Source organism: Candidatus Phytoplasma solani (assembly GCF_040126175.1).
Lineage (GTDB): Bacteria > Bacillota_I > Bacilli_A > Acholeplasmatales > Acholeplasmataceae > Phytoplasma > Phytoplasma solani_A.
In genome coordinates this window covers 692,183-704,525 of record NZ_CP155828.1, presented here as the reverse complement: position 1 = coordinate 704,525, position 12,343 = coordinate 692,183, and the positions used below count along the sequence as shown (strand labels likewise).

Sequence of the window (12,343 nt, the reverse complement as noted above, 5' to 3'; positions counted from 1 at the left end):
TAGAGACGATATTTTTTACTTAATTATAAAATTGTCTTGTTTTTGTTAATATTTTTATTAAAATTTAAGAACATTTTAAGAACATTTTTTCTTATTTAAGAACATTTTTTTAATTTTTATTATAATTAATTTTTTAATTTTTTCAAAAAAAATTTAATTATTCAATAAAATCATAACATAAAAAATAATTGTTTTTAGGAACAAAAAAACAACCCTTTCCTAACTTTAAAAAAACGTTGTTTTTTTAAAAAAAAGTAACATATAAAGGAACAAAAAAAATTTTTATTTTTTTATTAAAAATTAAGTCTTTATAAAATAAAAAAGATTATAAAATTTAATTTAAGAACTTTTTTGAACTGTTTAAGAACAATTAAATTTAATTTTTCCTAATTTTAAAACCCCCCCCTTTATTAATTTTTATTTTTTATTTTTTTAAAATATCTTTAAAAAATTAATTTAAAAATGATAAAATATGCTTGTAATTATTTTTTAAAAGAATAATTTTTTATACTTTTAACATTTTTTAATATTTTTTTTATTAAAAAATATTAGGTTTATTATTTTTTTGATTTAACTTGATTTTTAATTTTTTAATAATATTATTTAATTTTAACTCAAAAATAAGGATTATTGTTTTTTGTTCGTTCCTTTTTCATTTAAAATCAAAAAATTTAAATAAAGGATTAAACTAAATGAAAGTTTCTATTAAAAATATTTTTCAAAAAACAGATTTTTATTTACAAAAAAGACTTATTATTGATGGTTGGGTTAGAAATTGTCGTTTTCAAAAAAATTTAATTTTTATAGAATTAAATGATGGTACTTTTTTAGAAAACCTACAAATTGTTTGTAAAGATATTGATTTAGAAAAAATAAAAAATACTTTGCAAATCGGAGCTTCTTTGAAAGTTGAAGGTTTTTTAAAAGAAATAGAAAATAAAGAAAAAAAAATTGAAATTTTAGCTCAAAATGTTATTTTATTGGGTTCAAGTGATTTTTCTTATCCAATTCAACCAAAAAAACATTCTCAATCATTTTTAAGAACAGTTACTCATCTAAGAATTCGTACAAAGCTTTTTGGGGCGGTTTTTCGTATTCGAAGTGCTGCTTTTTTAGCCCTACATAGTTTTTTTAATAAAAAAGGTTTTTTTCACGTTAATACTCCTATCATTACTACTAACGATGGCGAAGGAGCGGGAGAATTATTTCAACTTACTTCTCTTAATTTAGAAAATTCATTTAAAGAAAAAACATCACAATTAGATTATAAAAAAGATTTTTTTGGTAAAAAAGTTTTTTTAACAGTGACGGGGCAGTTAGAAGCTGAAGCAATGGCGTTATCTTTAAATAAAGTTTATACTTTTGGACCTACTTTTAGAGCTGAAAAATCTAATACTCCTAGACATGCTGCTGAATTTTGGATGTTAGAGCCAGAAATGGCTTTTTATGATTTAAAACAAAATTTAAAAATTGCTCAAGAAATGTTACAATATGTTATTGCTAAATGTCTCGAGGAAAATAAAAAAGATATTGATTTTTTGGATCAAACAATTAGAAAAGGTTTAGTTAAGGAATTAACTGATATTATTCAAGAAAAAGAATTCTTAGTAATTAAATATCAAAAAGCTATTGAAATTTTAGAAAAAAGTGACATTGTTTTTGAAAATAAAATTTTTTATGGCTCTGATTTAGCAACAGAACATGAAAAATTTTTAACTGAAAAATATTTTAAAAAACCAGTTTTTGTAATTGATTGGCCTAAAGAAATTAAAGCTTTTTATATGAAAAATAACCCTGATCAAAAAACAGTAGCAGCGATGGATCTTTTAGTTCCACGTGTTGGAGAACTTATTGGTGGTTCTCAAAGAGAAGAAAATTTATCAGCTTTAATCGAAAAAATGAAACAAATGAAAATACCACAAAAAGATTTAGAATGGTATTTAGATTTACGTCGGTTTGGTAGTTGTATTCATTCTGGTTTTGGATTAGGTTTTGAAAGGTTAATGATTTTTTTAACAGGTTTAGATAACATTAGAGATGTAATTGCTTTTCCAAGAACTTATCATAATTTAACTTTTTAATCATTGCTAATTTTTTTTGTTTTTTTATCAATTTTTTTTAAAATTAATTATTTAAACATCAAAATAACACATATATAAAAAAACAAAAGGAATAAAAAATGGGTATAAAATTAAAGCAAGTTTCTAAAATTTTTGTTGATAAAAAAACTTCAAAAAAAACTTATGCTGTTAATAAAATTGATATTGATATTCCTAAAGGGAAATTAATTAGTCTTTTAGGGCCTTCTGGTTGTGGCAAATCAACTACTCTTTATATGATTGCAGGACTTCATTCTATTTCTTCTGGAAAAATTTTTTTTGGAGATAAAGATGTAACCGATGTTCCTATAGAAAAAAGAGGGATTGGTTTGGTGTTTCAAAATTATGCTTTATATCCACATATGACAGTTCAACAAAATATTGCCTTTCCTCTGGAAAATTTAAAAATACCTTCACAAGAAATTTTAATTAAAGTCGAAGAAATTGCTAAATTAGTTGGCATTGGAGAGCATTTAGAAAAAAAACCACATGAATTATCTGGTGGGCAACAACAACGTGTTGCTATCGCTCGCGCTTTGGTTAAAAAACCACGAGTTTTACTGTTGGATGAACCTTTATCTAATTTAGATGCAGGACTTCGTTTAAAAACTCGTGAAGAGATTCGACGTATTCAAAGAAAAACAGCTATTACTGCCGTTTTTGTTACCCATGATCAAGAAGAAGCTATGACAATTAGTGATGAAATTTGTTTGATGAAACAAGGAGAAATACAACAAAAAGGCGCACCTCAAGAAGTTTATTCTAATCCTTGTAATTTATTTGTTGCAAAATTTTTAGGTAATCCTTTGATTTCTATTTTTGATGGTGAAATTATTTGCGGAAAAGTTTATATTGGCAAATCTTTGCTATTTGATTTTTCTAATAATAAATCTTTAAACACTTTAAAACAAAAAATTTATGTCGCTATTAGACCTGAAGGATATTGGTTTGCAGAGGATGGAAATTTAGAAATTGAAACTCTTTTTTTAGAAAGTGTTGGTAGAGATTTAATGTTATTAGCTCGTCACCCTCAAGCTGTCAATAATACTTTCCGACTTGCTTTTGATGAAAAAAGTAAAAATATTATTTTTCCTCAAGGTTTTATTTCTAAGCAAAAAATTAAATTTCAAATCAAACAAGAAAAATGTTTTCTTTTTGATCAAAAAACAGAAAATAGGATTTTTTAGGTGTCATTTTTGAAAAAAATTTCTCAAAACCATTGGAAATATAAACATTGGTATTATTTGTTTCCAGCTTTAATTATTGCAATTATTTTTAATTTTTATACTTTAAATAAAACATTTTTAATTTCTTTAGACTCCGGTTATAATAAGTTTGCTGATGTTTTTTCTTACTATTTTAATTTTAAAAATTATCGAAATATTTTTGTTGATCAAGATTTTTTAAAAGCTCTTTTAAACACTTTTTTATTGGTTTTAACCGCAGTCCCTCTTTCTATTTTTATTTCTTTGATGATAGCTTTAGGTTTAAATAATGTTTATAATCGTTTTTTGAAAAAATTTTTTCAAACTGTTTTTTTTCTTCCTTATTTAGCTAATTCTGTTATTATGGGGATGGTTTTTGCAGTCCTTTTTTATCATAATATTTTTGCTTTTAAAGATAGTTCAGAAGGTTTAATTAATCAATTTTTTAATTCTTCGCGAGATTGGATTAATCCCGCTGCTTCTTATTTTAGCAAAATGTTTGTTTTAGTTATTTATGTTGTTTGGAGATCTTTACCTTTTCAAATTTTAATTTTTAGTGTTAGTTTACAAAATATTGGTAAAAATTATTTTGATGCTGCTAGGGTTGATGGTGCCTCTAAAATGACTATTTTTAGAAAAATTACTCTTCCTTTGCTTTCTCCAATTGTTTTTTATCAAATTATTATAACTATGATTCAAGTTTTTAAAGAGTATGAATCTGTTGTTGGTATTTATGGCACTAACGAATTGAAAGTTAACACCATTGTTGGTTATATTTATCATCAAATATCTAATCCTGTTCTTGATTCTTATTCCAAAGGAGCGGCCGCTACTATTATTTTATTTTTGATTTCTATTTTTTTCACTCTTTTTAATTTCTTTTTTATTAAAAAAAAAATCAATCGAGAATAAATATTTAAGGTAATAAATGAAATGAATAAACTTCAATTAGATTTATTGATTTTGAAAAAAAAAATACCATGTTTTTTTTTCATTTTTGTTAAATATTTTTTTTTATTTTTAATTGCGATTATTTTAGCTTTGCCTTTTTATTGGATGTTAAATGTTTCTTTTCAAAATGACAGTCTAAATGTTAGTTGGTATCCTAAAAATTTTACAATTAAACATTTTGTAGATGTTTTATCACATAAGAATGGTGTTTTTTTTCACTCTTTTTTAATAACTATTTTAGTGGTTTTTTTTTCTACTATTTTAGGACTTTTTGTTTCTGTGATTACTGCTTTTGCTTTAAGTATTTTGAAATTTAAAACTAAAAAAATTGTTTTTGGCCTTTTTTTAGTTACTACTATGATTACTACTGAAAGTATGTTTTTAACGAATTATCAAACTGTGGCTCGTTTGGGTTTGGTTGATTCTGGCAATGGTTCTCAATTGCCTGGTGGTGTTTATTTTGCTATGGTATTACCTTTTTTAATTAATTTTTTTCATATTTTTTTATTAATACAAAATATCAAAAAAATACCTAAAGAATTATATTTATCTGCTAAAATTGATGGTAGTAGTGATTTTAATTTTTTATATAAAATTTTAGTTCCCCTTTTAAAAGATAATTTAATTAATATTATTATTTTTAGAGCTGTGGCCGCTTGGAATGCTTATTTATGGCCTAAACTTGTTGGTGGTAAATTATTAACAGTAATAATGAGAGATTTTTTTAATTCTGAAACAAAACCAGCTTTAATCAATCAACAAATGGCAGCTACTGTTTTAATTACGATTCCTTTAGTTTTATTATTTATTTTTTGTAAGAAATATATTTTAGAAAGTAAGTTACACAGTGGTATTAAAGGATAACTTAAAAATTATTGTTTTTTTTCTTTTTGCTTTCCTATTTTTAAACATTATAATTTTATTTCCTAAAACCAAAGTTAATGATTTAAGAAAAAATCATTACGAAGAATTAAAAACAACACTTAAAAAGTATAAAGATAAAAATAAATGGGAAAACTTTAAACAAAAAAAACTTACTATTGTCTTTTGGCACAATCTAGAATCATGGAAAAACCCAGAAATTTTAAAAGAACTTATTCAAAAATTTAATGAAGAATATCCAAATATCACAGTTAAAGAAGAATTTAAAGGTAATTGGGGTACTCTTACTAAAAACATAAATGTTGCTTTACCAGCTAACAACGAACCTCATTTAATTGTTTCTTATCCTGATTTTTTAGTTGATTATTATGAATCAGGTAAATTAGTTCCTCTTGATGATTTTATTTTGCATGAAAATAAAGAAATACAATTGAAAGAACAAAAAGAACAAAAAATATTTTATGCTAGCTATGAAGAAGAATCACAAATTAAATTAGGAAAAGAAGAGCAAAAATGGTATTCTTTGCCTTTCACCAAAAATATTGAATTAATGTTTTATAATCAAACTTATTTTAAAAAATTAAAAGAAAGAATTAAAAACTCCTCCCTTAAAGATGAAATTAAAAATTATTTTTTTGATTATGATAAAAATTTTTTAGGTAAATTAAGAGATGATATTACATGGGAACAATTAGAAAATTTATGTTATGTTATTAAACAATTAGATCCTCAAAAAATTCCTATTTCTTATGAATCCGAATCTAACTTATTTATCGTTACTTCCGCTCAAAAAAATATTCAATACACAAATACCCCGACCCAAAGCGATCAATTAGGGGTTGATTTTGATAATGATGAAGCTAAAGAAATGGTTAAATATTTTAAAACACATTTTTATGATAAAAAATATTTAATTACTCGTAAATTATCTGGTGAAAATCACACTATTCCTTTGTTTTTTAAAGAAAATATTTTAATGAATATTAATTCTTCTAATGCGGTGGATTATTTAAGTAAAGCTAACTTTCAAGTGGGTGTCACATCTTTTCCTAAATCTGATAAAGACAAAAAAAAGACCTTGCAACAAGGAGCTAATGTTAATTTATTTTATAAACAAAACAAAGATGAAGTTCTTGCTTCTTGGTTATTTTTAAAATATTTAACTTCCAAAAAAGCAAATAGCATTTTATTTAAACAAGAAAGTAGTCAATTTCCTACAAGACCAGATTATGTAAATACTGATGAATTTAAAAAAGAAATAGAAGAATATAAAAAAATTATATTAGAAAAAGAAAGATTAGATGTTTTATCTAAAGAAGAACTCAAATCTCTTTTAAAAGCAAAATTTTTATTATTTTTAAACAAAGAAAGAAAAGAAGATGAAAAACAAAGAGAAGAACAAAAAGAACCAATTTATTTCTTTTCTCCTGTTTTTCAAAAATCTTATATTGCAAGATTAGTTGTAAATCAATTATTAGTTGATTGTTTTTTGTTAGATAAAGATGATAAAGACCTAGCAAATAAAATTAATGCATTGTTTGAAACAGCCCAAAAAAAAGCTCTTGCTTAAAAAAATTAAATAAAGAAAGGAAAAGTATGCAAATTATTTATGAACAAATTAAAATTTTTGATAACATCGTTATTTATGGTCATATTAAACCAGATGGCGATTGTTATGGGTCTCAGTTAGGTTTAAAAGATATTATTAAAGTTACTTTTCCTCATAAAAAAGTTTATGTAGTGGGGGAAAACAACCCTTATTTATCTTTTGTAGGTTCGATGGATCAAATTGGAGATGATTTATTTCAAAATGTTTTAGCTATTGTAGTTGATTGTGGCCAAGAAAAAAGAATTAGTGATACTAGATTTAAATTAGCTCAAAAAATTATTAGAATTGACCATCATTTATTAACTGATCAATATGGTGATTATCAATGGGTTGACCCTAGTTATTCCTCTTGTTCTCAAATGATTTTTGATTTGAAACAAAATTTTAAGATGAAGTTAACTAATAGAGGGGCTTTGGCGTTGTATGTAGGTATTGTTACTGACACTGGTAATTTTTGTTTTGATAGAGTTAATCAACACACTTTAAAAATAGCTTCTTCTTTGCTTGCATTTGATTTAGATGTTTCTAAAATTTTTTATCACCTTAATAAAGAAAATTTAACTTTGTTTCATTATAAAGCTTATATTTTTCAAAACGCTATCACTTCTAAAGGCTTTGTTTATCTTGTCGTCCCTCAAGAAATCTTGCAAAAATTTCATTTAAATATTGACATTGCTGCTAGTTTAGTTAATATTTTAGGTCATTTAGAAGGTCATCCAGTATGGGCTTTTTTTATGGAAAAAGAAGATAAAACTTTTAAAGTTAGTGTTCGTTCTCGTGGTCCTGAAATTAATCATATTGCTAAACAATTTCAAGGTGGTGGTCACCTAAGAGCTTGTGGTGCTATTTTAAATTCTAAAGAACAAATACAACTTTTTATTGAAAAGATTCAAGAATCTATTATGGTTTTTGAAAAAAACAAAAATAAAAGTGATTTTTATTAAAATAAAAAAGTTTTTAAGTTTTTGATTGAAATAATTAAGCGTAAGAAAGGTTAAACATTAGAAAAAAATGCTTTTCAATACTATTGCTGCTATCTCAACCCCCCTAGCAACAGGGGGGATTAGTGTAATTAGAGTCAGCGGCACTCAAGCGATTACAGAAATTAATAAAATTTTTCGAGGTAAAAATTTGTTAGAAGCTTTAACTCACACCATTTATCATGGTTTTATTTTAAACCAAGACAAAACAGTTTTAGATGAAGTTTTAGTTTCGGTTTTTAAAGCTCCTCAATCTTTTACCGGTGAAAATGTGATTGAAATTAGCACTCATGGTGGCATTTTAATTACTCAAATGGTGTTAGAACGAATTTTAACTTTAGATATTAGATTGGCTCATCCTGGTGAATTTAGTCAAAGAGCTTATCTTAATGGCAAAATTGATTTAGTGCAAGCTGATTCTATTATGGATTTAATTTACGCCACTAATCAAAACGCTGTTAAAATAGCTAATCTGGGATTGCATAAACAAACTTCTCAATTAGTCATTGACTTGCGAGAAAAAATTTTGCATCTTATTGCTCAAATTGAAGTTAATATTGATTATCCTGAATATGATGATACTTTGTTAATAACACAAAACATTATTGTTCCTCAAGTGACTAGTTTGATGGAACAATTAGAAGATATTTTATCCCATTCTCAAAAAAGTAGATATCTTAAAGATGGCATTAAAACTTTAATTATTGGACGTCCTAATGTGGGCAAATCAAGTTTATTAAATGCTTTGTTAAATGAACCAAAAGCGATTGTTTCTGATATCGCAGGAACTACAAGAGATTTTGTTGATGCTTATTTTAATTGTCAAGGGATTACTCTTCATTTAATTGATACTGCAGGGATACATCAAACAAAAAATCCCATCGAAAAAATAGGTATTTCAAGAACTAAAAAACTTTTGTTACAAGCAGAATTAATTTTATTAGTTTTGGATCAAAGCAATACTTTACAAGATGAAGATCAACAATTATTGCAATTAACTAATTTAAAAACTCGCATTATTGTAGGCAATAAAGCAGATTTAAATAGTGATCAATTTAAATCTCAAAAAATGTTTTCAACTGTGTTTTTAAAAGATTTCATTTCGGTTTCAAGTTTAAAAAAAACCGGTTTGTTGACATTACAAAAAGCTATTTTACAAAAATTTCAATTAGAGCTTATTCAACCAAAAGATTTTAATTATTTTTCTAATGTTAGGCACATTAATCAAATTCAAATAGCACATCAAGCTTTAAAGGAACTACAAAACGCTATTGCGCAATCGATGCCAATTGATATTTATTCAATTGATCTAACAAAAGCTTATCAAGCTTTAGGAGAAATTATCGGTGATAACCAAGAAAATAATTTAATTAAGGAGTTATTTGCTAGATTTTGTTTAGGAAAATAAAAACATTAAACCCTTCCTGTTTTTTTAATTTTTTTATAACTATTTTATCTTATTTTTATTGATGGTATATAATTTTTTAGCTATTTTTTTGTATTAAATATATTAAATATAATTTTTAAAATTAAAGAGAGAAAAAAGATGAAATTAATTCAAGAAAAAATTAATGCTTTTGATACTATTATTATTCATGGACATATTAATTCAGATGCTGATTCTTATGGATCTCAATTTGGTTTAAAAAATATGTTGCAAACTACTTTTCCTGAAAAAAAAATTTATACAGTAGGAGAAAGACACTTTAATTTATCTTTTTTAGGATCAATGGATGAAATAACTGATAATCTTTATGAGAATGCTTTAGTTTTTGTAGTTGATTCTGGTGAACTAAAAAGCATTAGTGATCAAAGATTTAAATTAGGTAAATTTATTATTCGAATCGACCATCATATTTTAATAGAAAAGTATGGTCATTATGAATGGGTTGATGATTCTTTTTGTTCTTGTTCAGAAATGATTTATCTTCTTAAAGAAAAATTAAATTTAAAATTAACTTATCCAGGCGCTTTAGCTATTTATGCAGGAATATTAACTGATAGTTTTAATTTTAGTTTTCATCGAGTTAGTAGTCATACTTTTCGAATTGCATCGGAATTATTAAAGTATGGCATCGATATTACTTGGGTTGAAAAAAAAATTAAAAAATCCAAAATAAATGTTTTACAATATAAAGGCTATGTCTATCAAAATATTGTTGTTGCAAAAAATTTTGTTTATGTGCATGTTTCTCAAAAGATTATTCAAAAATTTGGTTTAACTTTAGAAGAGGCTTTTTCAGCTGTTCATTTGTTGTCCCATTTAGAAAATTACTATTTTTATATTCTTTTTTTAGAAATGCCTAATCAAGAAATTAAAGTTCGTCTTTGTTCTAATGGACCTGAAATTTATAATGTTGTTAAAAAATATGGTTTTAAAGGACACCTTCGTGCATGTAGTTTGTTTTTGCCTTCTTATCGAGAAATTACCCCATTTATTAAATCTTTAGAAAAAGACATATTTGTTTATTTGCAAAAACTTTAATTATCTATGTATAAAATAATTTATAATATTTTTTGGGTATAAAAAATCATCTAAATAGCAATAAATTCAAAGAAAGGGTTATTTTATGATTAAAATTAATCTTTTAAATAATCAAATACATTCATTTCCTGCGAAAGTAACTCCTTTGGAAATTTGGAAAACTTTGTTAAAAACTACTTTTAAAAAACCAGTTGCAGCTCTTTTTAATCAAAAACTAGTTGAACTTAATTATTCTTTAATGCAGGATGGAACATTAGAAATTTTGACCGAAGAAAATCCGAAATCATTAGATGTTTTAAACCATAGTACAACCCATCTGATGGCTCACGCAATTCAAAGACTTTATCCTCAAGTTCTTTTAACAATTGGTCCTGCTATTAGAGAAGGATTTTATTATGATATTGATTTTCAAAGTCATTCTGTTACAGAAAAAGATTTGATAATAATTGAAAAAAAAATGCACGAAATTGCTTTAGAAAATCACTTAATCACAATGGAAAAAGTAACGTATGATAAAGCGAAACAGCTTTTTGCAAATAACCCTTACAAATTGATTTTATTAGAAAAACACAAAGAAGAAGTCATTACTATTTGTCAACAAGGGGAATTTATTGATCTTTGCCATGGCGGACACCTTTTAAAAACCTCCCTAATGAAATATTTTAAACTTTTAAAAATATCTGGATCATATTTTCAAGGAAATGCAAAAAATAAAACCTTAACACGTATTTATGGCACTTCTTTTTTTAAAAAAGAAGGCTTAATTAATTATTTGCAGTTGTTAAAAGAAAGAAAAGAACGCGATCATAAAAAACTTAATAAAGAATTAGAATTATTTATGTTTTCTAAAGAAGTAGGTGTAGGTTTACCTTTTTGGTTACCTAAAGGAGCTACTTTGAGACGTATTGTTGAAAGGTATATTGTTGATAAAGAAGTAATGCATCAATATCATCATGTCTATACTCCAATTATGGCTAATACAGAACTTTATCGTATTTCCGGTCATTTAGAACATTATTCACAAAACATGTTTCCTGTGATGCAATTAGCAAGCGGGGAACAATTGGTTTTAAGACCGATGAATTGTCCACATCATATGATGATTTATAAAAAAACCCCTCGTAGTTATAAAGAATTACCATTAAGAATCGCTGAATTAGGGATGATGCATCGTTTTGAAAAGTCAGGTGCTGTTGCAGGTTTGCAAAGAGTAAGAGAAATGACTCTTAATGATGCTCATATTTTTGCAAGAACCGATCAAATTAAAGAAGAAATAAAAAAAATAATTAATTTAATTTTAGAAGTTTATCATGATTTTAAAATTAAAAAATATGAGTTTCGTTTAAGTTATCGCGATCCTCAAGATAAAGAAAAATATTTTCCAGATGATCATATGTGGCAACATGCAGAAAAAATTTTAAAAAATACAATTGAAGAACTTAATTTACCTTTTAAAGAAGCAATCGGCGAAGCTGCTTTTTATGGCCCTAAAATAGATGTTCAAGTGTTTACTGCTTTAGGTAATGAAGAAACTTTATCAACCATTCAATTAGATTTTTTATTACCGCAAAAATTTGATTTAACTTTTATTGATGCTAATAATAAACATTGTCGTCCAGTTGTGATTCATCGTGCTGTTGTTTCGACTTTGGAACGCTTTTTATCTCATTTAATCGAAGAAAATAAAGGTATTTTTCCTTTGTGGCTTGCTCCTTTGCAAATACTTTTAATTCCTGTTTCCTCTTCTTCTTTGCATTTAGAATATACTCAAAAAATAAAAGATATTTTATTATCTAAAGGTTTTAGGATAGAAATTAATTCAAAAGAAACAACTTTAGGTTATAAAATTCGAGAAGCTCAAAAATTAAAAATCCCTTATCAAGTAGTTATTGGTGATAACGAAATTACTAAAAATGTGCTTACTTTTAGAAAATATGGTAAAACAACTCAAACTGAAATAAATATCGAAGATTTTATTATTTGTTTAAATGAACAAATTACTAAAAAAACATCATTTTAACAAAAAAACTAAATTATTTAGTTTCTTCTTTTGTTTTATGTTGTTGATTAATACTATTGTGTTATAATTATCTTATATTAGAAAATTTAAAGGCGTATTAAAAAAATATTTT

General features: G+C 25.1%; 9 protein-coding genes. All 9 read left to right on the top strand.

Annotation, left to right across the window (positions count from 1 at the left end; all coding sequences use genetic code 11):
* The first annotated feature begins 692 nt into the window (after positions 1-692).
* Positions 693-2,081, top strand: a complete 1,389-nt coding sequence (gene asnS / locus PSOL_RS03400; RefSeq protein ID WP_349401949.1) for an asparagine--tRNA ligase — start codon at positions 693-695, stop codon at positions 2,079-2,081.
* Positions 2,082-2,179: 98 nt separating this feature from the next.
* Complete coding sequence (locus tag PSOL_RS03395) at positions 2,180-3,286, top strand: ABC transporter ATP-binding protein (protein WP_349401948.1); 1,107 nt, start codon at positions 2,180-2,182, stop codon at positions 3,284-3,286.
* Positions 3,287-4,216: a carbohydrate ABC transporter permease gene (locus tag PSOL_RS03390; RefSeq protein ID WP_349401947.1), complete on the top strand. Its 930-nt coding sequence runs from the start codon at positions 3,287-3,289 to the stop codon at positions 4,214-4,216. It begins immediately after the preceding gene.
* 21 nt (positions 4,217-4,237) lie between these two features.
* A complete protein-coding gene (locus tag PSOL_RS03385; protein WP_349401946.1) occupies positions 4,238-5,119 on the top strand; it encodes a carbohydrate ABC transporter permease in 882 nt (293 codons plus the stop codon).
* Positions 5,103-6,707, top strand: a complete 1,605-nt coding sequence (locus PSOL_RS03380; RefSeq protein ID WP_349401945.1) for an extracellular solute-binding protein — start codon at positions 5,103-5,105, stop codon at positions 6,705-6,707. The genes PSOL_RS03385 and PSOL_RS03380 overlap by 17 nt, the downstream gene beginning before the upstream one ends.
* A 26-nt stretch (positions 6,708-6,733) precedes the next feature.
* Positions 6,734-7,690: a DHH family phosphoesterase gene (locus PSOL_RS03375; RefSeq protein WP_349401944.1), complete on the top strand. Its 957-nt coding sequence runs from the start codon at positions 6,734-6,736 to the stop codon at positions 7,688-7,690.
* Between the two features lie 67 nt (positions 7,691-7,757).
* Positions 7,758-9,134, top strand: coding sequence for a tRNA uridine-5-carboxymethylaminomethyl(34) synthesis GTPase MnmE (gene mnmE, locus PSOL_RS03370; RefSeq protein WP_349401943.1), 1,377 nt, complete (start codon positions 7,758-7,760; stop codon positions 9,132-9,134).
* Positions 9,135-9,272: 138 nt separating this feature from the next.
* Positions 9,273-10,211, top strand: a complete 939-nt coding sequence (locus PSOL_RS03365) for a DHH family phosphoesterase (RefSeq protein ID WP_349401942.1) — start codon at positions 9,273-9,275, stop codon at positions 10,209-10,211.
* A gap of 85 nt (positions 10,212-10,296) precedes the next feature.
* Positions 10,297-12,231, top strand: coding sequence for a threonine--tRNA ligase (gene thrS / locus PSOL_RS03360; protein ID WP_349401941.1), 1,935 nt, complete (start codon positions 10,297-10,299; stop codon positions 12,229-12,231).
* Positions 12,232-12,343 lie beyond the last annotated feature (112 nt).